The sequence below is a fragment of the Granulosicoccus sp. 3-233 genome (assembly GCF_052681095.1).
The window spans coordinates 489,989-513,306 of sequence record NZ_JBQYLE010000002.1 but is presented as its reverse complement, the minus strand read 5'-3'; the positions used below and the strand labels follow the sequence as shown (position 1 = coordinate 513,306).

17 protein-coding genes are annotated in these 23,318 nt (G+C 58.5%); 13 read left to right on the top strand and 4 right to left on the bottom strand.

Annotated features, from left to right (window positions below):
* The first annotated feature begins 7 nt into the window (after positions 1–7).
* The 6 genes from ACUNV4_RS07160 to ACUNV4_RS07135 all read left to right on the top strand — a co-directional run bounded on the left by ACUNV4_RS07160 (position 8) and on the right by ACUNV4_RS07135 (position 6,741).
* Positions 8–919, top strand: a complete 912-nt coding sequence (locus tag ACUNV4_RS07160) for a metal ABC transporter substrate-binding protein (protein ID WP_430877820.1) — start codon at positions 8–10, stop codon at positions 917–919.
* A complete protein-coding gene (locus ACUNV4_RS07155; protein ID WP_430877819.1) occupies positions 919–1,872 on the top strand; it encodes a manganese/iron ABC transporter ATP-binding protein in 954 nt (317 codons plus the stop codon). Before ACUNV4_RS07160 ends, ACUNV4_RS07155 begins: the two co-directional genes overlap by 1 nt.
* Positions 1,865–2,743, top strand: coding sequence for a metal ABC transporter permease (locus ACUNV4_RS07150; RefSeq protein ID WP_430877818.1), 879 nt, complete (start codon positions 1,865–1,867; stop codon positions 2,741–2,743). The genes ACUNV4_RS07155 and ACUNV4_RS07150 overlap by 8 nt, the downstream gene beginning before the upstream one ends.
* Positions 2,740–3,600, top strand: coding sequence for a metal ABC transporter permease (locus tag ACUNV4_RS07145; RefSeq protein ID WP_430877817.1), 861 nt, complete (start codon positions 2,740–2,742; stop codon positions 3,598–3,600). Before ACUNV4_RS07150 ends, ACUNV4_RS07145 begins: the two co-directional genes overlap by 4 nt.
* 104 nt (positions 3,601–3,704) lie before the next feature.
* Positions 3,705–4,730: an extracellular solute-binding protein gene (locus tag ACUNV4_RS07140; RefSeq protein WP_430877816.1), complete on the top strand. Its 1,026-nt coding sequence runs from the start codon at positions 3,705–3,707 to the stop codon at positions 4,728–4,730.
* A gap of 322 nt (positions 4,731–5,052) precedes the next feature.
* On the top strand, positions 5,053–6,741 hold the full coding sequence (locus ACUNV4_RS07135) for an ABC transporter permease (RefSeq protein WP_430878296.1): 1,689 nt from the start codon (positions 5,053–5,055) through the stop codon (positions 6,739–6,741).
* A gap of 128 nt (positions 6,742–6,869) precedes the next feature.
* Here the strand turns inward: ACUNV4_RS07135 and ACUNV4_RS07130 are convergent, their stop codons facing one another.
* The 3 genes from ACUNV4_RS07130 to ACUNV4_RS07120 all read right to left on the bottom strand — a co-directional run bounded on the left by ACUNV4_RS07130 (position 6,870) and on the right by ACUNV4_RS07120 (position 9,900).
* Positions 6,870–7,688, bottom strand: a complete 819-nt coding sequence (locus tag ACUNV4_RS07130) for an ATP-binding cassette domain-containing protein (protein WP_430877815.1) — start codon at positions 7,686–7,688, stop codon at positions 6,870–6,872.
* Positions 7,685–8,764, bottom strand: coding sequence for an ABC transporter permease (locus tag ACUNV4_RS07125; RefSeq protein ID WP_430877814.1), 1,080 nt, complete (start codon positions 8,762–8,764; stop codon positions 7,685–7,687). Before ACUNV4_RS07125 ends, ACUNV4_RS07130 begins: the two co-directional genes overlap by 4 nt.
* 110 nt (positions 8,765–8,874) lie before the next feature.
* Entirely contained in the window at positions 8,875–9,900 is a 1,026-nt protein-coding gene (locus tag ACUNV4_RS07120; protein ID WP_430877813.1) for a sugar ABC transporter substrate-binding protein, read from the bottom strand.
* 254 nt (positions 9,901–10,154) lie between these two features.
* On the opposite strand from ACUNV4_RS07120, the gene ACUNV4_RS07115 reads away from it, so the two are divergent.
* Positions 10,155–11,387: an ROK family transcriptional regulator gene (locus ACUNV4_RS07115; RefSeq protein ID WP_430877812.1), complete on the top strand. Its 1,233-nt coding sequence runs from the start codon at positions 10,155–10,157 to the stop codon at positions 11,385–11,387.
* 339 nt (positions 11,388–11,726) lie between these two features.
* Here ACUNV4_RS07115 and glyA read toward each other — a convergent pair whose 3' ends face one another.
* On the bottom strand, positions 11,727–13,034 hold the full coding sequence (gene glyA / locus ACUNV4_RS07110; RefSeq protein WP_430877811.1) for a serine hydroxymethyltransferase: 1,308 nt from the start codon (positions 13,032–13,034) through the stop codon (positions 11,727–11,729).
* Between the two features lie 112 nt (positions 13,035–13,146).
* Between glyA and ACUNV4_RS07105 the strand changes: the two genes are divergently transcribed.
* From ACUNV4_RS07105 to ACUNV4_RS07080, 6 genes are read left to right on the top strand one after another with little or no spacing between them, the layout of a single operon-like run.
* Positions 13,147–15,726 carry a circularly permuted type 2 ATP-grasp protein gene (locus ACUNV4_RS07105; protein WP_430877810.1) on the top strand — a complete coding sequence of 860 codons (2,580 nt, stop codon included), beginning with the start codon at positions 13,147–13,149 and terminating at the stop codon, positions 15,724–15,726.
* Complete coding sequence (locus ACUNV4_RS07100; RefSeq protein WP_430877809.1) at positions 15,723–16,622, top strand: transglutaminase family protein; 900 nt, start codon at positions 15,723–15,725, stop codon at positions 16,620–16,622. The genes ACUNV4_RS07105 and ACUNV4_RS07100 overlap by 4 nt, the downstream gene beginning before the upstream one ends.
* A 5-nt stretch (positions 16,623–16,627) precedes the next feature.
* Positions 16,628–18,112, top strand: a complete 1,485-nt coding sequence (locus ACUNV4_RS07095; protein WP_430877808.1) for a circularly permuted type 2 ATP-grasp protein — start codon at positions 16,628–16,630, stop codon at positions 18,110–18,112.
* A gap of 3 nt (positions 18,113–18,115) precedes the next feature.
* A complete protein-coding gene (locus ACUNV4_RS07090; RefSeq protein WP_430877807.1) occupies positions 18,116–19,123 on the top strand; it encodes an alpha-E domain-containing protein in 1,008 nt (335 codons plus the stop codon).
* Complete coding sequence (locus ACUNV4_RS07085; RefSeq protein WP_430877806.1) at positions 19,120–22,476, top strand: transglutaminase family protein; 3,357 nt, start codon at positions 19,120–19,122, stop codon at positions 22,474–22,476. Before ACUNV4_RS07090 ends, ACUNV4_RS07085 begins: the two co-directional genes overlap by 4 nt.
* Positions 22,443–23,315: an urease accessory protein UreD gene (locus ACUNV4_RS07080; protein ID WP_430877805.1), complete on the top strand. Its 873-nt coding sequence runs from the start codon at positions 22,443–22,445 to the stop codon at positions 23,313–23,315. Before ACUNV4_RS07085 ends, ACUNV4_RS07080 begins: the two co-directional genes overlap by 34 nt.
* Positions 23,316–23,318 lie beyond the last annotated feature (3 nt).

The window sequence follows — 23,318 nt, the reverse complement described above, 5'->3', positions numbered from 1 at the left end:
AATACACATGATGAAATCTCGTTTGCTCACCCTTCTGCTGCTTGTCCTGACGACCAGTGCAAGCTCGACACTCTGGAGCGACGATCGCCTGAAGGTCGTGACCACATTCACCATACTTGCCGACATGGCCAGCAATGTGGCAGGAGACGCTGCCGATGTCGTTTCGGTCACCAAGCCCGGCGCTGAAATCCACAACTATCAACCTACGCCGAAGGATATCGGCAGAACCCGCCAGGCCGATCTCATCCTGTGGAATGGCCTGAACCTGGAACTGTGGTTCGAGAAGTTCCTGGACCGGCTCGACGGTGTGCCCAGTGTGGTGCTCAGCGAAGGCGTTGAACCGATGAGCATCAATACGGGGCCCTACGATGGCAAACCCAATCCGCACGCCTGGATGAGCCCGAGCGATGCCCTGATCTATGTCGACAACATTCGCAATGCCCTGTCCGAGGCCGATCCGGCCAATGCCGAGGTGTATGCCGGCAACGCGACCACTTACAAGGAACAGATCAGGGCGCTGACCGACCCGCTGCGAGAAAAGATCAGCAAGCTGCCCGAGGACAAGCGCTGGTTGGTCAGCAGTGAAGGTGCGTTCAGCTATCTGGCACGGGATTTCGGATTGCAGGAGCTGTTTCTCTGGCCCATCAATGCCGACTCCCAGGGCACCCCTCAACAGGTACGCAACGTGATCGACAGGATCCGCAGCGACGACATCCCCGTGATATTCAGCGAAAGCACGGTCTCTCCCAAACCGGCCCAACAGGTGGCCCGTGAAACCGGAGCCCACTACGGCGGTATTCTTCATGTCGACTCGTTGAGTCAGGAAGACGGCCCTGTGCCAACCTATCTCGACCTGATCACGGTTACCATCGAAACCATCGTGCAGGGCATCGAAACAGGCGTGGAGCTGCAACAGTGATGGACGAGGCAACAGCGGAGACGGCCGCCCTGTGTCTCAAGCAGGAGCGCAAGCTGCTGCGTGAACGCCAGAGCCGGGAAGCACCGGGCAGTGGTATCCGGGCAAGCGGACTCAGTGTCGTCTATCGCAATGGCAATGTGGCGCTGGCGGATGCCACCTTCTCCATCCCCACTGCCACCATCTGCGCGCTGGTCGGTATCAATGGATCAGGCAAGTCCACCTTGTTCAAGGCCATCATGGGCCTGGTACCCGTGGCGCGAGGCGAGGTGTCGATCCTCGGTCAGACGGCCGGTCGTACTCTGAAACGCAATACCGTGGCCTATGTACCGCAGAACGAGGAAGTCGACTGGAATTTTCCGGTACTGGTCGAGGATGTCGTCATGATGGGGCGTTACGGGCACATGGGTTTTCTGCGCCGAGCCTCACGTCAGGATCGACAGAAAGTCGATGAAGCGCTGGAGCGGGTCAACATGAGCGCCTTCCGCCATCGCCAGATCGGAGAATTGTCCGGCGGCCAGAAGAAGCGCGTCTTTCTGGCGCGTGCACTGGCTCAGGAAGGTCAGGTCATCCTGCTCGACGAACCCTTTACCGGGGTGGATGTCACCACTGAAGACGCCATCATCGAATTGCTGAAGACCCTGCGAGATGAAGGCCGTGTCATGCTGGTCTCCACCCACAACCTGGGCAGCGTGCCGCAATTCTGCGACCAGGTGGTTCTGGTCAATCGACGAGTCCTGGACTCGGGCCCCACGGAGACGGTATTCACCCAGCAGAACCTCGAGGAAGCCTTCGGTGGCACCTTGCGGTTCCATGTTCTGGACAGCAGTGAACTGCATGATGATGATGATCAGCGCCAGGTCACCGTGATTTCCGACGATGAGCGGCCCTTCGTGCTGTATGGCGATGAAGGGGATGACAGCATCACATCGCCGGAGACCGACAAACGTGATTGACGCGCTGCTCGAGCCCTTTACCTACGACTACATGATCAACGCGATCTGGTGCAGCGCCCTGGTAGGTGTCATCTGCGCGTTTCTCAGCAGCTACCTGATGCTCAAGGGCTGGTCGCTGATCGGCGATGCGCTGTCGCATTCGGTGGTACCGGGCGTGGCCGGCGCCTACATGCTGGGCCTGCCCTACTCACTGGGTGCCTTTTTCTCCGGAGCCCTGGCTGCTGCCACCATGCTGTTCATTTCCCAGCGCTCCGATCTGCGCAATGATTCGGTCATCGGGCTGATATTCACCGGCTTCTTCGGACTGGGGCTGTTCATGGCCTCCCTCTCGCCCACCTCCGTGAAGATCGATACCATCGTGTTCGGCAACATCCTGGCCGTCACGCCGTTCGATTCGCTGCAACTGCTCATCATCGGCGTCATCACACTGGCCTGCCTGCTGATCTTCTGGAAGGATTTCATGGTCGTATTCTTCGATGAAATTCACGCACACTCCATCGGCCTGAGAACCGGACTGCTCAAGGTGCTGTTCTTCACGCTGCTCAGTGCCTCAACCGTAGCCGCACTACAGACTGTCGGGGCCTTTCTGGTCATCGCAATGGTCGTGACACCCGGCGCCACGGCCTATCTGCTGACAGATCGCTTCAGCAGACTCATCACCATCAGTATCCTGGTGGGCCTGTTCACCAGCTCGATCGGTGCCTATATCAGCTACTTTCTCGACGGCGCAACCGGTGCGGTCATCGTTCTTCTGCAGACAGCCATCTTTCTGCTGGCCTTCGTCTTCGGCCCCAAGCACGGTATCCTGGCCAGCAGAAGACGCGCCGCCGAACGACTGATCGAGCATGATGCCCAGCAGGCCACCTCATGAATTTCCTGACACTGTTGCTGGAACCCTTCACCCTGGACTTCATGCAGCAGGCCATGATCATTGCCCTGCTGGTCTCGGTGTCTGCCGGCGTACTGTCTTGCCTGCTGGTGCTCAAGGGCTGGTCCCTGATGGGAGACGCCGTGTCGCATGCGGTACTGCCCGGCATCGTCATCGCCTATGTGCTCAACATTCCGGTGCTCATCGGTGCGTTCGTCACCGGCATGCTGTGCGCGGTGTCCACGGGTTACCTGACTGACAACAGTCGCCTCAAGGAAGATACCGTCATGGGCATCGTCTTCAGCGGCCTGTTTGCACTGGGCGTAGCCATGTTCACCAAGCTCGACACCGGCCTGCATCTGCATCAGGTTCTGTTCGGCGACATGCTGGGCGTGTCATGGGGAGATATCCTGCTGACTGCCAGTCTGACGGTACCGGCTTTTCTGCTGGTCATTGCCAAGCGCCGCGATCTGCTGGTCTTTGCGTTCGACCCTCAGCATGCACGCGTGGTCGGGCTCAATACCACCGTGCTGCACTACGGACTGCTGGCCATCCTGTCGCTGATCATTGTCGCCTCCATCAAGGCCGTCGGAATCATTCTGGTCATTTCGGTCCTGATAGCGCCAGGTGCCATCAGCTACCAGCTGACACGCCAGTTCGAACACATGATCTGGTGGTCCATTGCCATAGCCATCGGCACCACACTGGCGGGCGTCGTTCTCAGCTATCACATCGACAGCGCGCCGGCACCAACCATCGTCGTGTTGCTGAGTCTGACCTTTGCTCTGGTGTTCCTGTTCGGCCCGCAGCGCGGCCTGCTTCGACAGCGGGCGCAACTGCAGTCTGACCTGAATCAGTAAATCGTCCTGCTCTGTAGGGTACAATCCCGATTGAAACAAGCATTGATAATAAGAATGATTCGTATTATCCTCTATGCTATTTTCTACAGAGCTGGAACATTTTCATGAAATCACCCCTGTTACGCACACTGGCAGCTGTAAGTACCGTGTTCTCCTTGTCCGTTGCCGGCCAAGCGGCAGCCGCTGAAGAAGTCAACGTCTATTCCTATCGCCAGCCGTTTCTGACGGACCCCGTATTCGACGAATTCACTCGGGAAACGGGTATCAAGGTCAATACCGTCTTTGCCAAGGAAGGGCTGATCGAGCGACTGGAGAATGAAGGGCGCAACAGCCCTGCCGACCTGATGCTGGTAGCCAATGTCGGCAGTCTTGGTGCCGCAGTGGAATCCGACCTGGCACAGCGCGTCGATAGCGACGTCCTCGAAGCCAATATTCCGGCCAACTTTCGCGACAAGGCCAACCGGTGGTTCGGCCTGACATCCCGCGCGCGGATCATCGTCACCTCGAAAGACCGTGTGGAACCCGGCCTGGTTGAATCCTACGCGGATCTGACCAAACCCGAACTGAAGGGTCGTATCTGTACCCGCAGCGGCAAGCACCCCTACATGGTAGAGCTGGTTGCAGCCATGATTACCCATGACGGCAAGGCGTCTGCGCAGAATTGGCTGGCGGGCGTGAAGGACAATCTGGCACGCAAGCCTCAGGGCGGCGACCGCGCCCAGGTCAGCGCCATTGCCGAAGGCGAATGCGATGTGGCCATTCTCAATTCCTACTACATGGGCGGTCTGCTGAGCGATCCCGAAACGAAAGCGACGGCCGAGTCCGTCAATATCGTTTTTCCCGACCAGAACGGCAATGGCACTCACATGAATATCAGTGGTGTGATCATGACCAAGGCCTCGCCCAACCGCGACAACGCCCTGAAGCTGATGGAGTTCCTGTCCAACGATGTTGCACAGTCCATCTATGCCGATCTGAACCACGAGTACCCGATCAATCCGGCTGTGGCCCCATCGGATCTTATCTCCAGCTGGGGGGAATTCAAACACGATGAATTGTCACTCAATGCGATCATAAAGAACCGGGCTCTGGCCTATCGTCTGGCTGACGAAGTGGACTATGACGGCTGACAAACCCGTCACCGGTCGAGTGAAGGCCCGCTGGGGATCCTCAGCGGCCTATCATTCGGCCATGTCTACCAGAGTAAGCTGGCCTGAGGACGAGTTGCTCAAGATCGCCGACAGTCAGTCTCTACTCAGCAACACTGCCGTACACCCCGGCCCGGGCGGCAGTGCCGCACCGGAAATCCAGTACCATCGACTTGTCCCGGGCCAGACTGCCACCCCGGGACATACCCGGCCCGGCGACATTACCGCAGGCCGGGTACCCGATGCCAGTGGTCGCAAGGTCAGTCACCGCTCCGCAGTACCGGCCTTCAGCGGCTGGTCAGCCGTGGCCCTGCTGATTGCCTTTGTGGTCTGCCTGCCGATCCTGTCGGTCATCTGGCTGTCCTTCAACCCCGAAGAGAACATCTGGCCTCATCTGGTCAACACCGTGCTGGCCAGTTATATCTGGAGCACCCTCGGCCTGATGCTTGGCGTCGCCATCGGCACACTGCTGATCGGTGTCAGTACAGCCTGGCTGATCACTCACTACGAATTCCCCGGACGCGCACTGTTCAATTGGGCATTGCTGCTGCCCTTTGCAGTACCGGCTTATGTCATCGCCTTCATCTACACCGATCTGCTGGAATTTGCAGGCCCGGTCCAGTCCGGATTGCGCGCCCTGTTCGGCTGGAAGCTGGCCAACGAATACTGGTTTCCCGCCATCCGCACGCTGCCCGGCGCTACCCTCATGCTGGTACTGGTGCTGTATCCCTATGTGTATCTGCTGGCCCGGTCTGCCTTCCTCGAGCAATCGGCATCGGTCCTGGAAGCGGCCAGAGTGCTCGGTGGCTCCTCACAGAACCTGTTCTTCCGGGTAGCACTGCCCATGGCCCGCCCTGCCATTGCTGTCGGCCTGGCCATGGCCCTGATGGAAACACTCAACGATTTCGGCACCGTCGATTACTTTGCCGTGCGCACGCTGACGGCAGGCCTCTACGATGTCTGGCTGGGCATGAACAATCTGGGTGGCGGAGCCCAGATTGCCACCTTGCTGCTGATGTTCGTCATGATGCTGATCGGCCTGGAAAAGATCAGTCGCCGTCACCAGCAGAACTTCCAGCCGACGGCGACCCGCTTTCGCCAACTGACCCGTCACCCGCTCACCGGCCGTCGTGCCTGGCTAGCCAGCGCCACCTGCCTGGCCCCCATACTGCTGGGATTTCTGATCCCGGCCTGGGTACTGCTGAACTATGCCATCACCTACTTCGCAGAATCCTGGACCGAAGACTTTCGCCAGATAGCACTCAACTCGGTGCTGTTGTCGGCAACCGCGGCAGGCACGGCTGTCACCATCGGTATCCTGCTCAGTTACAGTCAGCGGCTGCACCCCACTCGCCTGTTACGGACCAGTGTCAACGTCTCCAGCATGGGGTATGCCGTACCCGGCGCGGTCCTGGCCATCGGCGTCATCATCCCGTTTGCCACCTTCGACAACACGCTGGATGATTTCATGCGACGGCAATTCGGTTTTTCCACCGGCCTGCTGCTCAGCGGCACTGTCTTCGCGCTCATATTTGCCTACACGGTGCGCTTCCTGGCCGTCGCCTACGGCTCGGTCGACGCCAGCATGAAGAAGATCAGTCCTCACATGGACGATGCGGCAAGATCACTGGGGCATTCCTCCGGCAGCATTCTCACGCGAATCCACCTGCCTCTGATGAAGAGCGGCGTACTGACAGCGGCCCTGGTTGTCTTCGTGGACTGCATGAAGGAGTTGCCTGCCACTCTCATACTGCGGCCCTTCAATTTCGACACACTGGCCACCCACGTGTATCAATTCGCCTCCGACGAACTGATCGGAGAAGCCTCCCTGGGCGCGCTTCTGATCGTATTGACCGGCCTGGCACCGGTCATACTGCTCACCACCACCATCGATCGCTCCCGGGAACTCAAGGCAGCCGGAATTACCACCATTGATGCGTCCGGAGACACAGCGACTCCAGGTATTGCCGGACCTGCCCGCCCCGCGACCTGAAACGAGACCTGAAACGAGACCTGAAACGAGACCTGAAACGAGACCTGAAACGCCAACCGGGAACGGCGACCCTGCAGGCCTCATCCCTCGGGAGGCAGGCTTCCCCGAGGGATGAAATACCACATGGTTCAGCCTGTGGTATCGGGAGCCGGCATGGCTCCGGTCATCATCGCCACGGCATCCGACATCGAGTGGTCCTGAGGCCTGATCACACACAGACGCTTGCCGAGTCGATGGATGTGAATGCGATCCGAGATCTCGAAAACATGTGGCATGTTGTGAGAGATCAGCACGATGGGCAAGCCCCGATCGCGCACTTCCTTGATCAGTTCCAGCACCCGCCGCGATTCCTTGACTCCAAGGGCCGCAGTGGGCTCATCGAGAATGACCACCTTTGAACCGAAGGCCACAGCCCTGGCCACGGCCACACCCTGACGCTGCCCTCCGGACAGGGTCTCAACGGCCTGAGAGATATTCTGGATGGTCATCAGACCCAGTTCACTGAGTTTTTCCCGGGCAATCTTCTCCATGGCAGGTCGGTCCAGCGCCTTCAGCCACTTGCCCATGAACCCCGGCTTGCGCAATTCACGTCCCAGAAACATGTTGTCACCAATGGAAAGTGCTGGTGACAGGGCCAGATTCTGATACACCGTTTCGATGCCGGCACTGCGGGCTTCCATCGGAGAGCGAAAATCCACCTTCTTGCCATCGAGTTCCACGGTGCCACTATCGGGTACCACCGCCCCGGACAAGGCCTTGATCAGGGTCGATTTGCCCGCGCCATTATCACCGATGACAGCCAGTATCTCGCCGGCCCGCAACTCGAAATCGGCCTTGTCGATGGCAACCACCCTGCCGAAATGCTTGACCAATCCCGTGGCCTTGATGACCACCCGCGGTTCCGTTTCTGTCTGACTGGTGTCCATTGCTGCTGCCTGAGAACTCACGCTGAAACCCTCCTCAACCACTGATCGATACCGACCGCCAGAATGATCAGGCAACCGATGGCAAAACGCTGCCAGATGACATCCACACCGGCAATCTTCAGACCGGAGCTGAAAACCCCGACAATCAGGGCACCGAACAGGGCCCCCAGAATCGAACCTCGCCCTCCGAACAGAGACGTACCGCCGATGACCACGGCCGTGATGGAATCCAGATTGGCATCATAGAAGCTCTGCGGACTGACTGATCCCACTCGGCCAATGGACACCCAGGCAGCCACCCCGGCAATGAAACCGGCGACACCATAGACCGACAGCAACAAACGGTTGGTGTTGATACCACTGAGTTCAGCAGCATCGCGATCATCCCCCACGGCGTAGACATGCCGCCCCCAGGCTGTATTGTTGAGCACATACCAGAGAATCAGGAACACCAGGATCATCAGGAAAGAACCATAGGTGAATACGGCACCGCCCAGAGACACCCGCTCACCGAAGAATTTCAGTGACGGTGCAATCTTGTCGATGTCCTGGCTGCGGATGGACTGCGAACCGGAATACCAGATGACTAGAGCGAAGAAGATATTCCAGGTGCCCAGGGTGACGATGAAAGGCGGTAAACGCAAGCGTGTCACCAGAAAGCCATTCACCATGCCGCACAGGGTGCCGACCACAAAACCCATGGGTATTGCCAGAACGCTGGGCACACCCAGCATCACGGCCGCCTTGCCGGCAACCACCGAGGCCAGCACCATGATCGCGGCAATCGACAGATCGATACCTGCCGTGAGTATGATCAGAGTCTGCGCACAGGCCAGAAAGCCGATGATGGTGACTTGCTGAATGATCAGTGACAGATTGAAGGCGGTGAAGAAGCGCTCGCCGGCCACCAATCGAAAAGCGATCACGCTGATGATGAGTATGATCACCGGCACCATCGCCGGATTGCCGTGCAGGAAGTGCTGGATTCGCTGCAGAATCGTCTTGTGGTCTTCGTCGAACGCCGCCAGGCTGTCCGCCCCCGCGGCCACCAGACCGGACTCGGCACTGTCATCCACCGACCGAGTTGAATCGACCATAGTGTCTACCTCTTGTGTTTAGTGTATAGAAGGATGCCTGACGAGAACCGGGGCGCCAATTGGCGCCCCGGTTCCATGCCAGCAAATCCACAAATGGTTCCGTTACCGGCCTAACCCCAGCAGCGATCCAGGCCTTCCTTGGTATCGATGGATTCGACCCCATCAACCGGCTTGTCGGTCACCAGGGAAACACCCGTATTGAAGAAATCAAGGCCCGGCGTTGGCTCGGGCTTTACACCGTCTTCTGCCCAGGCCTTGATGGCCTCGACTCCCTTGGACGCCATCAGCAGGGGGTACTGCTGAGAGGTTGCACCAATGACACCGTCAGCGACATTGTTCACCCCCGGACACCCTCCATCCACGGACACGATCAGCACATCATTTTCCCGGCCGAAAGCCTTCAGTGCTTCGTAAGCGCCAGCGGCAGCGGGTTCATTGATGGTATAGACCACATTGATTTCCGGATCCTTCTGCATCAGGTTTTCCATGGCTGTCCGTCCACCCTCTTCGTTGCCAGCAGTCACTTCGTTGCCGACGATGCGCGGATCGGTTTCATCGCCCCACTTCTTGGGATCGTTCAGTTCGATACCGAAGCCTTGCAGAAAACCCTGATCGCGCAATACACCTACCGATGGCTGGCTGGCAGCAAGATCGAGCATGGCGATCCTGGCATCAGCCGCCGCGTCGCCCAGTTGGGCAGCGGCCCACTGACCGATCAGCTCACCCGCCTTGAAATTGTCCGTTGCAAAGGTGGCATCGGCAGAGTCGATGGGTTCTAGCGGGGTGTCGAGTGCAATGACCAGCAGACCGGCATCCTGGGCCTGTTGCACCACAGGCACGATGCCAGCGGTGTCCGATGCAGTAATCAGAATTCCCTTGGCACCAGAGGCAATGCAGGTCTCGACCGCCTGCACCTGAGTCTCGTGATCGCCATCCACCTTGCCGGCATAGGTTGACAAGGTGATGCCGAGTTCTTCCGCCTTGGCCGTGGCACCTTCCTTCATCTTCACAAAGAAGGGATTGATATCGGTCTTGGTGATCAGGCAGGCACCGATATCGGCAGCAGCGGCAGGCATGGCGGCGCCGGCACCGAGGATGGCAACAGCCAGGACAGATCGTGGGGTCAGGATTCGCATTTTTCGTCCTCTACAGTGGAATGGTGTGTCGATTTTCTAGCTGGCGACAGTCGCGAGAAACCCGCGCTGGCAACCTGAGTACATGAAAACGCAAAAAAGTATCGTTGTCAATAAATAAATTAATTTGATGTATCTATTGATCTGCACACCACCCTGAGGTAACTTGACCCGGCAGACGCAAGCTTCAGCGTCGGACGAACCCGCGCAAGTCATGACCAAAGAACGCTGTTCCAACACAGAGTTGGTAATGAAAGATGGACGATAAAGATCCGCTGACCGATCAGACAACCGACCCGGGGACCGGACTGGGAGGATCGAATCTGAGTCATGTGCGAGCCCACAACGAACGGCTGGTACTCTCTCTGATTCGCACAGAGACCTTGTCGCGCGCAGAGATCGCTCGCCGAACCGGCCTGTCACCACAGACCATCACATTGATTACCCGCTCACTGAGCAGCGAGGGCCTGATCGAGAGCGGAGAGCCGGTCAGAGGCAAGGTGGGTCAGCCTTCGGTACCACTGAAACTGAACCCGAACGGGGCGTATTTTCTCGGGGTGAAAGTCGGCAGGCGCAGCACGGAGATGATTCTGATCAACTTCATGGGCGAGATCCTGCAACACCGGCTGGAATACTACGCCTACCCCACGCCTTCCTGCATCATGCAGTTCCTGTCGCGTGAAATCCCCGACATCACTCAGTCACTGGCGCGCGAGGACATCCATCGCCTGCACGGACTGGGTATCGCCATGCCATACCAGCTGTGGAGTTGGAGCGATACCATCGACGCACCCGCCGCGGCTCTGGACCCCTGGCGTGAATTCAGTTTTTCCGATGCCCTGGCCGAAATCACCGACCTGCCGATCTTCATCGAAAACGACGTCACCTCGGCCTGTGGTGCAGAGCTGACATTTGGCGAAGGTCATCTCTACCCACATTACGGCTATTTCTTCATCGGCTACTTCATCGGTGGCGCACTCGTCATCAATGGCTCGGTTCACGCTGGCCACACCGGCAACGCCGGTGCGTTCGGCTCATTGCCCGTCATGGATGAGCACGCCCCGGGACGCCTGGTACAGCTGATCGACGCCGCATCGGTACACCTGCTGGAGAGCAACCGGGAATGCAGCGACCTGCTCGACGGAGATTACCTGGATTACAACTCGCCTTTCTGGTCCAGCGGCGCTGCCGTCATCGACGCCTGGACCCGCCGCACAGCCAATGCACTGGCCACGGCCATCACATCGGTCAGCAGTGTCACCGACGTCGGAGCCATCATCATCGATGGCGGTTTCCCCGCCCATGTTCGTGAGCGTATCGTGGAGCAGACCATTGATGCCCTGCAGCGAAGCGATACCAAGGGGATCAACCTGCCTCTCATCAGGGCCGGTGTCATCGGTCCGGAAGCGCGCGCCCTGGGCGCCGCCCGACTCCCGCTGTTTTCGCGCTTCCTGCTGGATCAATCCGTGTTGACCAACACCCGTGGCTGAGCGATGCCGGGATCGCTGCCTCGATGATCAGCGATCAGGCTGGCTACCCGGACTACCCGCATGACCTACCCGCATGACCTGCCTGTACGACCTGCCTGTACGACCTGCCTGTACGACCTGCCTGTACGACCTGCCTGTACGACCTGCCTGTACGACCTGCCTGAACGACCTGCCTGAACGACCTGCCTGAACGACCTGCCTGCACAACCTGCCCGCACGGCCGGATTGCACCGTCTGTGAGCCGGCGAACCCTGCCTTTGACAGGCAGGGCTCTGCGTACAGACGGCTCCATGCCACCCTACATCAGCCGCATGAAAGGCTGACGCGGCCGATACCGTCTCAGGAATAGATGGGAAAACGGTCCGTCAATGCGCGAACTTCCTGTTCCACGGCCTTCTCGACATCCCCATTTCCTTGTTCACCATTGCTGGCGAGACCATCGATCACACGCAGTATCAGCTTCCCCACGGTGCGGAATTCCTCGACACCGAAACCGCGAGTCGTGGCAGCCGGTGTACCGAGACGGACCCCGGAAGTGACAAAGGGTGACGCAGGATCGAAGGGAATGGCGTTCTTGTTGCAAGTGATGCCGGCTCGGCCCAGAGCGGCCTCGGCAGCCTTGCCGGTCACGGCCTTGGGGCGCAGGTCAACCAGCATGACATGGGTATCCGTGCCTCCGGACACCAGATCCAGCCCACCCTCGGCAAGGGTTTCCGCCAGCGCATGAGCATTGTCCTTGACCGCCTGCTGGTATTGCTTGAACGATGGCTGCAGGGCTTCGCCGAACGCCACTGCCTTGGCAGCGATCACGTGCATCAGGGGACCGCCCTGCAACCCGGGAAAGACCGAAGAATTGAATTTCTTGCCCAGCTCTGCATCGCGCGTCAGAATCATGCCGCCACGTGGGCCTCTCAACGTCTTGTGAGTGGTGGTCGTGACTACATGGGCATGGTCCAGCGGACTCGGATGCAGCCCGGCCGCCACCAGGCCAGCAAAATGCGCCATGTCTACCATGAACCAGGCGCCGACTTCATCGGCAATGGCTCTGAATCGAGCGAAATCGATGATGCGTGGGTAGGCTGAGCCGCCCGCGATGATCAATGCAGGCTTGCTCTCGCGTGCCTGTGCTTCCAGCGCTTCGTAATCGATCTGGTGCGTCGTGGCATCCACCCCATAGGTGACGGCATTGAACCATTTGCCGGACTGATTCACGGGCGAGCCATGCGTCAGATGCCCTCCAGCAGCCAGATCCATGCCCATGAAGGTGTCGCCAGGCTTCAGCAGAGCCAGAAACACGGCCTGGTTGGCCTGTGCCCCGGAATGCGGCTGCACATTCGCATACGTGCAATCGAACAGTGAACAGGCCCGCTCGATGGCCAGTGCCTCTGCGGTATCGACGTGCTCGCAGCCACCGTAGTAGCGCTTGCCCGGATAGCCTTCGGCGTATTTGTTCGTCATGACCGAGCCCTGCGCCTGCATGACGGCGGCAGATACGATGTTTTCCGATGCAATCAGCTCGATTTCGTGTTGCTGGCGACCCAATTCACTGTCGATCGCAGCCTGAATGGCCGGATCACACTGAGACAGGTCGGCACTGAAAAAGGCGGACATTGGGGATGCCGTGCTGGCCGGTACGTCATTACTCATTTGAGGACATCTCGAAGGGTTAAAGAAACGCATACAACTCGGAATCCCTCTATTATGCCTTCCACAGACCGGTCTTGCCGACCGGATTTAACCAAAGCATTCATTGCCCACCATGCCGAACGCCATACAGAGCTTTCCAGACGTCAAGTTGCACAACGAAATCATGGCCGCAGACGGCTCGGTACTGCCGAGCTGGCAAGCCATCACCAGTGTCATGGACCAACTCGATGCCACGCAGGTGGAGAGACGCCAGATCGATATCGCCCGGCAGCTCCGCGCCAACGGTATTGCCTACAGTCCCTTGTCGGAATCGGATGCAGCGCCGCGCCCCTGGAATCTGGACCTGTACCCCATGGTCATCGAGCCCGCGGACTGGGCCGCTCTGAGTGCCGGTCTGGAACAGAGGGCTCGACTCAAGCAGGCCATTCTGAGCGACATCTACGGCCATCAGAATCTTCTCAGGAAAGGCCTGATTCCTCCGGCCATGGTATTTGCCCACAAGGGCTATCTGCGTGATGCCGTGAACTGCGACGACTCGCAGTCGCTACCACTGTTCAGTGCCGATGTCTCGCGCTCACCGTCAGGGCGCTGGTACGTCGTCGACGACATCTGCCAGTTCCCGGAAGGTATCGGCTACTCGCTGGAGAATCGGCTGGTGCTGTCACGCACACTGCCTCGCCTGTTTCGCAATTCACGGGTCCTGCGCATTGCCGAGTATTTCAAGCATCTGCAAAGCTACATCGGCCATTTGTCCGAATACGACGGACGCTGCGTCATGCTGGCACCGGGTCCGACTCACCCGCACTATTTCGAGTACGCCTACCTCTCCAAATACCTCGGGTATACGCTGGTCCAGGTTGGTGACCTGACCATACGGGATAACAGGGCCTATATAAAGACGGTCTCCGGACTGCAAAGAGTGGCGGTCATCTTCCGCTTCATCAACGACACCGAGCTGGACCCGCTGGCCATCGGCCAGGCGGGTGTCAGGGGCATCACCGGTCTGTTCCAGGCTGTTCGTGCAGGCGGCGTGAAGGTGATCAACCCGCTGGGGGCCGGTGTCATGGAAAATGCAGCCCTCAACAGTTGCATGACCAGACTGTGTCGCGAATTGCTGGGAGAGGACCTGCGCCTGCCCGGACCACCCACCTACTGGCTGGGCGATGACAAACAACGCAACCATGTCCTTGGCAAACTGGACAAGCTGCTGTTTCGGAGCATCGACTCGCTGGGCCAGTTGCATGACCCGCGATTGATGACAGCCGCCGAGCTGGATCGCTTGCACATGAACATCAGGCGCACACCACAGCGCTTTGTTGCACAGGAAAGAATCGATCGCTCCTGCGCTCCCGGCTTTCGCGGCACAGAAAGAGTGCAAAGGCAGGTCACTGTCAGACTCTACATGGTGCGTCACGATGACGGTCAGACCAGTCACTACCAGACCATGCCCGGTGGCTTGTGCCTGCTCGACACTGTTTCCGAAGGTCGCCGCCCCCCTTTCAATTCACTGATAGGCAGCAAGGATACCTGGGTCATTGCCGACGGACCGGTCAAGCCCGTGACGCTGCTCGGCAAACGCTCATTGGAAAACCAGTATGTGCTCAATGGGGAACTGCCAAGCCGGGTGGCGGAGAATCTCTTCTGGATGGGGCGCAACGCTGCCCGTTGTGAGAACTCGGCGCGACTCCTGCGCTCCGTATTCCAGGTATTGCAGAATGATGATGTCGACAGCTCAACCGTCAGCCCGGTGTTGAGCGCCATTCTGCGTGCAACCACTCAGGCCACCGGCACGCTACCGGGCTTCATTGGCCGTGGCGGTGCCCGCAAACTGGAAAACCCGGAGAAGGAACTGCTCTCGTTACTGCATGATCCGGAACGTGTCGGCACACTGCCCTCGGCACTGTCAGCGTTGCAGAACAGCGCGTCCGCGGTACGCGATCGCGTATCGGACGAATTGCTGCAGATACTCAACCGCCTGGAAGACAGACGCACCAAACTCGTGCAGAACGTCAATACAGCCCTGTTCACCGAAGATACCGATGCTCTGGAACAGACCAGCGATCAACTGGACGATATATTGATGCTGTTGTCGGCGTTTTCCGGGCTTACTCACGAGAATTTCACACATGGGGATGGCTGGCGATTCATGATGCTCGGACGTCGCCTTGATCGTGTTGCACAATATTCGGTCATCATCGACACCATGTTGAGTCAGGAGCGCGATGACACCTTGCTGCTCGAGACCCTGCTCAAGCTGTTCGACAGCACCATGACCTATCGCAGTCGCTATCGCAGTCAGATGGATGCCAGTCTGGTATTGCAATTGCTGATGCTCGATGAATACAATCCTCGCTCGCTGGCATTCCAGCTCAATGAAATCGAGAAGACGATCAGGCGACTACCGGGAAGGCGCAACCTGTCTCAGGCAGATGATCTGTCGCGTCTGGTGATCGCCGGACTCAGCCGGATACAACTGGCCGATACCGACTCACTGATCAATGCGGCACGCGGCTCACGCCAGAACCTGGGCAAGTTCCTGAGCGTACTGTCGAAGCTGCCCAATGAAATGGCGGATGTGCTCAGCGCCACCTACTTTGCACATGTAGAGAGCAGTCAGCAGCTCTCTGACGTATCGGCCAACAGAACTTCGGTCAGAAAGGCCGAGCCGAACAATGCTGGAAGTGCATCATGAAATTGCAAGTCAGACACCGCACGCACTACGAATACACTCAACAGGCAAGTCTTTCACACAACCATATCTGCCTGCAGCCTCGCAGCACTGCCTCACAACAGTGCCTTGAAACACGCATCGATGTCAGCCCTGAACCCGGCAACATCCAGTTCGACACGGATGTATTCGGCAACGCCACCGCCCGCTTCAACCTGAGCCAACGGCACAAGTCCTGTGACATCGTGGTGACATCGCTGATCCAGACCCGGGATGTGCTTCCGCCTCTGCCACCGTCACGCAGCGTCAGTGACAATCTGCAACTGCTGCTGTCGAGCAACACTCAGGACGCTCTGATGGCGCACGACTGCCTGCTGCCCTCGCCCTATATACCGCCCAGCGACACACTTGATGAATTCATCAAGGAGCTGCCGCTTGGCAGCCAGAACGTCGTTGAATACGGTCAGAACATGATGGAGCACATCTTCACGACGTTCGACTACACCTCGGGTTTTTCCAACCTGGTCACCCCTCTGAGCGAGATACACGCAGCTCGCAAGGGGGTCTGCCAGGACTTTGCGCATCTGGCCATCGGTGCACTGCGGCGGCAGGGAATTCCTGCGCGATATGTCAGTGGTTACCTGGAAACACTGCCGCCACCCGGACAGAAAAAGTTACAGGGCGCAGACGCTTCGCATGCCTGGTATGCGATATTCGATGCACAACATGGCTGGATCGACTTCGATCCAACCAATAACAAACGGCCTGACAACCAGTACATCACAACTGCCTGGGGCCGCGATTACGGTGATGTTACACCGGTCAAGGGAATGGTATATGGTGGAGGCACGCATTCATTGACAGTGGAAGTCGATGTTCTGAGAATGGAAGACAGAGTTTTAACCTTAGCGGAGATCTGAAGCCAATGCCTGATCGCTGGAAACACTATGAAAGTCCGGGGTTCGATGAACTGATCAGTGATGATGGAGCCCCCCGAAATGCAGCCCAGCATCTCATCAACTGGCTCAACGAGCTCAGCGACGCAGACCTCTCTCACCGACAGCGTGCTGCCCAACTGGCCATCGAACAGATGGGCATCACCTTCACCGTCTACTCTGACAAGGGCAACATCGATCGCGAATGGCCACTCGATATCGTGCCCAGGGTCATAGATGCACTGGAATGGGGCAAGATAGAGGCAGGCTTGCAACAACGACTGCGCGCACTCAATCTGTTCATCAACGATCTCTACAACGATCAGGCCATACTCAAGGACAACATCGTTCCACGGGAACTGATCGAATCATCCAGCAACTTTCGTCCGGAATGTCTCGGCATGACACCCGCTCACGGTGTCTGGGCACACATCTGTGGCAGTGACCTGGTCCGAGGCGATGATGGCACCGTCTATGTGCTGGAGGACAATCTGCGGGTGCCATCCGGCGTGTCGTACATGATCGAGAACCGAGAGGTCATGAAACGCGCCATGCCGGAAGTGTTCCGCCAGTGCCATATTCTCCCGGTGGACAATTACACCGAGAATCTGCAATACATGCTGTCTTCGCTGAGCGAGGAGAAGGACCCCTGCCTGGTTGTCCTGACTCCGGGTGTCTTCAACTCGGCCTATTTCGAGCATACCTTCCTAGCACAGGAAATCGGTGCCGAACTGGTCGAGGGCAGAGACCTGGTCGTGCGGGACGATGGATACGTGTACATGCGTATCGTCGGCGGACTCAAGCGCGTCGATGTCATCTACCGCCGGGTAGATGACGCCTTCATCGATCCGGAATGCTTCAACCCCGATTCAACCCTGGGCGTCAGCGGACTGATGAAGGCCTGGCGCTCCGGCAAGGTTGCCATCGCCAATGCACCGGGTGCGGGAGTGGCAGATGACAAGGTCATCTATTCCTATGTCCCCGATATCGTTCGTTACTATCTGAACGAGGAACCGCTGATCGAGAATGTACCGACCTATCGCTGCGAAAACGAAGAAGAACGACAGTATGTGCTCGATAATCTTGCCTCTCTGGTGGTCAAGCCTGCCAATGAATCCGGCGGTTACGGCATGCTTATCGGCCCCCAGAGCACGGCCGAGGAACAGGCCGAGATGGCCGAGAACATTCGCACGAATCCGCGCAATTACATCGGCCAGCCAACCTTGACACTGTCCACTGCCCCGACCATCTGCGAGGGTCAGTTCAAGGCCCGCCACCTGGATCTGCGTCCCTTCGTCCTGCAGGGCGAGGAACTTACCGTAACCACCGGCGGCCTGACCCGGGTGGCAATGGTCGAAGGCTCTCTTGTCGTCAATTCCTCACAGGGCGGCGGGAGCAAGGACACCTGGGTGGTTCGCAGCAATACTGCAAACCCACCCCTCAATGACAGCCAGCGACAAACGCAGGAGCAATAAGCCATGCTTGCCAGAGTTGCCGAAAATATCTACTGGTTGAGTCGTTATCTCGAGCGCGCCGAGAACACGGTGCGCCTGATTCAGGTTCACAGCAATCTGCTGATGGACCTGCCGGGTCTTGATGACCACCAGAGCTGGATCCCACTGATATCGATCAATGGTCTGGATGATGAATTTGCCGAAATTCACGTCACGGCCACCGAATCGACGGTGAATCACTTCCTGCTGACCGACAAGGAAAATCCCGGCTCGCTGGTCAACGATTTCACGGCCATTCATGCGAACCTGCGAAGCTGCCGGGACATCATTCCCAAGACCAGCTACGAATCCATCAACAGCCTGTGCCGCCTCGTCAGCCGGGAAGTGGAAAGCGTGTACGCACAGCCTTCCCACCGGCTGGTCTTTCTGCGCGATGTGGAAGATCGGCTGCAATCGATTTCCGGCAGTCTCAACAGCAACATGAGCCATGATCTGGGTTATCGCGTCATGCGCATGGGCTGCTACCTGGAGAGAGCCGACATGACATCACGAGTCATCGATGTGCAATCCACCAGACTGTCAGCCAACCATACCAGTGGCGAACTCATCGCCATCCAGAATCAGCGCTGGGTAGCCGTCCTGCGTACGCTGGTCGCACACCAGATGTACCGCCAGCAATTGCGCCGCCCCGTCAACGGGCCGGACACCCTGGCGTTTCTGCTCTCGGATGCGAACCTTCCCCGCTCCTATGCATTCTGCCTGGATCATCTGGACGACAGCTTTCGCAAGGTTGGTGGAAGCTCTGCGCCACGCGATGCCATTGCCGCTCTGCGACAGAAACTCGATAGCGCCGTCTATCCGGTGCTTGCCAACAATCCCGATCAATTGCACGAGTTCCTCGACGATCTGCAGCTGGGCATGCTCGATGTCAGTGCCGCGCTATCCACCAACTACTTCAAATCACAAGATACGGTTGCCGGAGAAGATCTGCCTGCTGACCGTGCATCCGCCGAATTGGAAACTTCTGTATGAGTATAAAAGTCGCGCTGGATCACACTACCGTCTACAGCTACGACAAACCGGTCACACTTCATCCACATATCATCAGACTGCGCCCGGCCCCGCACTGCCGGACTCCCATTCTGAGCTACAGCCTGACGGTAGAGCCCGCCGATCATTTCATCAATTGGCAGCAGGACCCGTTCGGCAACTACCTGGCAAGAATCGTCTTTCCCGAGAAAAGCGACCGCCTGTCCGTACGGGTCGATCTGGTAGCCGAACTGACCGTCATCAATCCCTTCGATTTCTTCGTGGAGGAATCGGCGGAGAAATTTCCGTTCAGCTATAGCGAGGTGAACCGGGGTGAATTGGCGCCGTACCTGGCCACCTCCCAGGCATCTCCTCTTCTGCAAGCCTGGCTCGATGACAACAAGCCGGCGGCTGACACCCGGATCATCGATGCACTGGTTGAGATCAACCAGGCAGTGCACCGTGATGTGGCCTATCAGCTGCGCATGGAACCCGGCGTGCAGAGCAGTGAGGAGACACTGCAGCTGGCCATGGGCTCCTGTCGGGACAGTGGCTGGTTGCTGGTGGAAATCATGCGTCACTACGGCATTGCGGCACGCTTCGTCTCGGGCTACCTCGTACAACTGACGCCGGATGTCAAGTCCATCGACGGTCCCTCCGGAGCCGAAGCCGACTTTACCGACCTGCACGCCTGGACTGAAGTCTACATACCGGGAGCCGGCTGGGTGGGGCTGGATCCAACCTCCGGGCTGTTTGCCGGAGAGGGGCACATTCCCCTGGCATGTACACCTCAACCGGTCAGTGCAGCTCCCATCACGGGTGTCGCCAGCGAAATGGCCAGTGATTTCTACTTCCACAACCGTGTGGCCCGGTTCGATGAACGCCCGCGTGTCACCCTCCCCTACAGTGACAGTGAATGGCAGCGCGTCCTGGATCTTGGCGAGACGGTTGATCAGCGTCTGGAACAACAGGATGTGCGCCTGACCATGGGTGGCGAGCCCACGTTCGTGTCCATCGATGACATGGAAAGCCCGGAATGGAACAATGCCGCTCTGGGTGAGCACAAGCTGGAGCGGGCAGGTGTTTTTCTGGAGAAGCTCAGAACCGCGTTCTCTCCGAATGGCATTATTGCCTATGCACAAGGCAAGTGGTACCCCGGGGAACCCACACCGCGCTGGGCTCTGATCAGCCACTGGCGCACGGACGGCAAGCCCATCTGGAAGGATCCCGGCCGCCTGACCACCCCCGGCAGCCACCCTTCCACTCGGGAAGATGCCAGCTGTTTCATGCAGCATCTGTGCGAGGAACTGCAGGTATCCGACGAGCATATCCGCGGTCTGTATGAAGACCCTCTGCACCACCTGCATCTGGAAGCACTGCTGCCCGAAGGGGTCGAGCTGGATTCTCTGGAACTCAAGGACAGCCGCTCTCGTCGTCGCCTGGTCGAGCAATTGTCTCAGGGTATCGACGATCCGATCGGTTACATGCTGCCCCTGGCCTATGCGCCACCGATCAGCGATGCAACCGATCACCATGGACACTGGCTTTCCGGCAGCTGGCCATTGCGTCGCAAGAACGTTTTCCTGATCCCGGGTGACTCTCCCGCCGGCCTGCGCTTGCCGTTGGCCTCGCTACCGGATGACACCTCGGTAGACAGGGAAGCCAATGCGTTGCTGGAAGACAACTTCAATCCCGCCACACCGTTACCCGATCCGGTTACCGAGATCGCCTTCGGTAGCAGGACGTCAGGCGATGATGCCGGACAGACAGCGCCATCCATCATTCGCACGACGCTGTGCGCCGAAGTGCGCGACGGGTCGCTCTATCTGTTCCTGCCCCCCATGCAGAGCGCGCGCGGCTGGGTACTGTTGATGGGGTGCATCGAGCGAGCCTGTATCGCAGCGGACGTCTTTCCGGTCATCGAAGGCTACGAGCCACCGCGAGATGCCCGTCTGCAATCCTTCCGCATCACACCGGACCCGGGCGTCATCGAAGTCAACATTCATCCGTCGCGCACGTTCAGTGAACTGGTGGAACGAACCGAAACCATCTACGAAGCGGCGCGCGAGTCGCGACTGGGCGCCGAGAAGTTCATGGTTGATGGTCGGCACACCGGAACCGGCGGTGGCAACCATGTCACCATGGGCGGTCACACGCCGGCCGATAGCCCGTTTCTGCGACGTCCGGACCTGTTACGCAGCCTGATCACTTACTGGCAGCATCATCCCAGTCTGTCCTATCTGTTTTCCGGCATGTTCATCGGCCCTACCAGTCAGGCACCGCGGATCGATGAGGCTCGCTCCGAGTCACTGTATGAGCTCGAAATGGCCTTGTCCAGATTACCCGATGGTGACAGTGACAAACCCTGGCTGGTTGACCGCCTGCTCAGAAACCTGTTGATCGATCTCACCGGCAATACCCACCGCACGGAAATCTGCATCGACAAGCTCTACTCGCCGGATGGTCCTGCCGGACGACTGGGCATTGTCGAGTTGCGAGCCTTCGAAATGCCGCCGCATGCCCGCATGAGTATCGTCCAGGCCTTGCTGATTCGTTGCCTGATCAGCCGCTTCTGGGACAAACCCTATCAGGGCAAGCTGATTCGCTGGGGCACCGAGCTGCATGATCGTTTCATGCTGCCACACTATCTATGGCAGGATATCTGCGATGTCATTGACGATCTCAAGCGAAACGGACTGGCCTTCGATGCCGACTGGCTCGATGCCTTCTGGGAATTCCGTTTTCCGATCTACGGGGTGCGCCAGGTTGGCGATATCACATTGGAACTGCGTGCCGCAATCGAACCCTGGCACGTCCTGGGAGAGGAAGCATCAGCCAGTGGCATGGCGCGCTATGTCGATTCCTCCCTGGAGCGCCTGCAGCTGACGGTCAGCGGACTCAACGACGAGCGTTACAAGATCACCTGCAATGGCTGTGTCCTGCCCATGCGCAAGACCGCCACCGCCGGTCAATACGTGGTCGGTGTCCGGTATCGCGCCTGGCAGCCCACCTTCGCACTGCACCCGGACTTGCCGGTCGATACGCCCTTGGTGTTCGACGTCGTCGATACCTGGGCAAATCGCAGCCTCGGTGGATGCTCTTACCATGTCGCTGACCCGGGTGGCAGGAACTATGAGGATGTACCGGTCAATGCCAATGTTGCCGAGGCCCGTCGTCTGGCCCGGTTCGATGAAGACCACCACACCCCGGCACCTTCCGTCATCATGACACCGGTCACAGGTGGTGCAACGCGATTCGTACCAACAGAAGGCCGTCAGGATGTCATGATAAAGGACGTACTCAGCGAGAATCATGAATACCCGTGTACAGCAGACATGAGACAGCGAAGCCGCTGACTGCTCCGAACGTATCCCGGCAGCGGATCAACGCCGCCGGGCACGTCGCATCCAGACATCGCCCCAACGGGCCGTCTGCCCTGGCCGCACTGGATCAGCAGGGTAGCGCCCGAATTCGCCTGCCGAATTCCTTTCAGGGCCCATTGCAAGCCGTACTGATCAACACCGCCGGAGGCCTGACCGGTGACGATGACATCCGCTGGTCGGCCACCGCCGGTGAAAGCTCGAGACTGGTCATCAGTACGGCAGCCTGCGAAAAACTCTATCGAACACATGGACCCGCCGCACGCCAGCAGACGCGATTGACGGTCGAAAATGGTGCGCGTCTGGACTGGCTACCGCAGGAAACGATTGTCTTCAATGGTTCATCACTGGAACGCAGCCTCGAGGTGGATGTGGCTGGAGACGCAACAGCCCTGATCGTGGAGAGCCTGGTGCTTGGGCGCCACGCCATGCAGGAGTCCGTGGAGCGACTGCAACTGCACGACTGCTGGCGAATCCGTCGAGACGGCAGACTATTGCATGCGGAAGATCTGCGACTGCAACTGGACGACAGGCGACATGCCCGAAGACCGAGCATGCTGCATCATTACAGTGCGCTATCCACGCTGGTTCTGGTATCGCCCGAATCCAGCGATTCCCTGCATATGAAGGGCGAAAGCGTCCGCAGGCTGTTGCCTGACACGACGTCGACCCTGCAGGCGGCGACAACGGTCATGAAACACCGCCTCGTCATCAGAGTACTTGCCACGGATAGCCAATCGTTGCGAAAATTCCTGATACCCTGTATCGAACATCTGAGCGACCGGATGTCAATACCGCAAGTATGGAACGTGTAAGCT

What these genes read in the sequence shown, in the direction of transcription:
- ACUNV4_RS07160 (WP_430877820.1), top strand. Translation starts at nt 8, where the DNA reads ATGATGAAATCTCGTTTGCTCACCCTTCTGCTGCTTGTCCTGACGACC.
- ACUNV4_RS07155 (WP_430877819.1), top strand. Translation starts at nt 919, where the DNA reads ATGGACGAGGCAACAGCGGAGACGGCCGCCCTGTGTCTCAAGCAGGAG.
- ACUNV4_RS07145 (WP_430877817.1), top strand. Translation starts at nt 2,740, where the DNA reads ATGAATTTCCTGACACTGTTGCTGGAACCCTTCACCCTGGACTTCATG.
- ACUNV4_RS07140 (WP_430877816.1), top strand. Translation starts at nt 3,705, where the DNA reads ATGAAATCACCCCTGTTACGCACACTGGCAGCTGTAAGTACCGTGTTC.
- ACUNV4_RS07125 (WP_430877814.1), bottom strand. Translation starts at nt 8,764, where the DNA reads ATGGTCGATTCAACTCGGTCGGTGGATGACAGTGCCGAGTCCGGTCTG.
- ACUNV4_RS07120 (WP_430877813.1), bottom strand. Translation starts at nt 9,900, where the DNA reads ATGCGAATCCTGACCCCACGATCTGTCCTGGCTGTTGCCATCCTCGGT.
- ACUNV4_RS07115 (WP_430877812.1), top strand. Translation starts at nt 10,155, where the DNA reads ATGGACGATAAAGATCCGCTGACCGATCAGACAACCGACCCGGGGACC.
- glyA (WP_430877811.1), bottom strand. Translation starts at nt 13,034, where the DNA reads ATGAGTAATGACGTACCGGCCAGCACGGCATCCCCAATGTCCGCCTTT.
- ACUNV4_RS07105 (WP_430877810.1), top strand. Translation starts at nt 13,147, where the DNA reads ATGCCGAACGCCATACAGAGCTTTCCAGACGTCAAGTTGCACAACGAA.
- ACUNV4_RS07100 (WP_430877809.1), top strand. Translation starts at nt 15,723, where the DNA reads ATGAAATTGCAAGTCAGACACCGCACGCACTACGAATACACTCAACAG.
- ACUNV4_RS07095 (WP_430877808.1), top strand. Translation starts at nt 16,628, where the DNA reads ATGCCTGATCGCTGGAAACACTATGAAAGTCCGGGGTTCGATGAACTG.
- ACUNV4_RS07090 (WP_430877807.1), top strand. Translation starts at nt 18,116, where the DNA reads ATGCTTGCCAGAGTTGCCGAAAATATCTACTGGTTGAGTCGTTATCTC.
- ACUNV4_RS07085 (WP_430877806.1), top strand. Translation starts at nt 19,120, where the DNA reads ATGAGTATAAAAGTCGCGCTGGATCACACTACCGTCTACAGCTACGAC.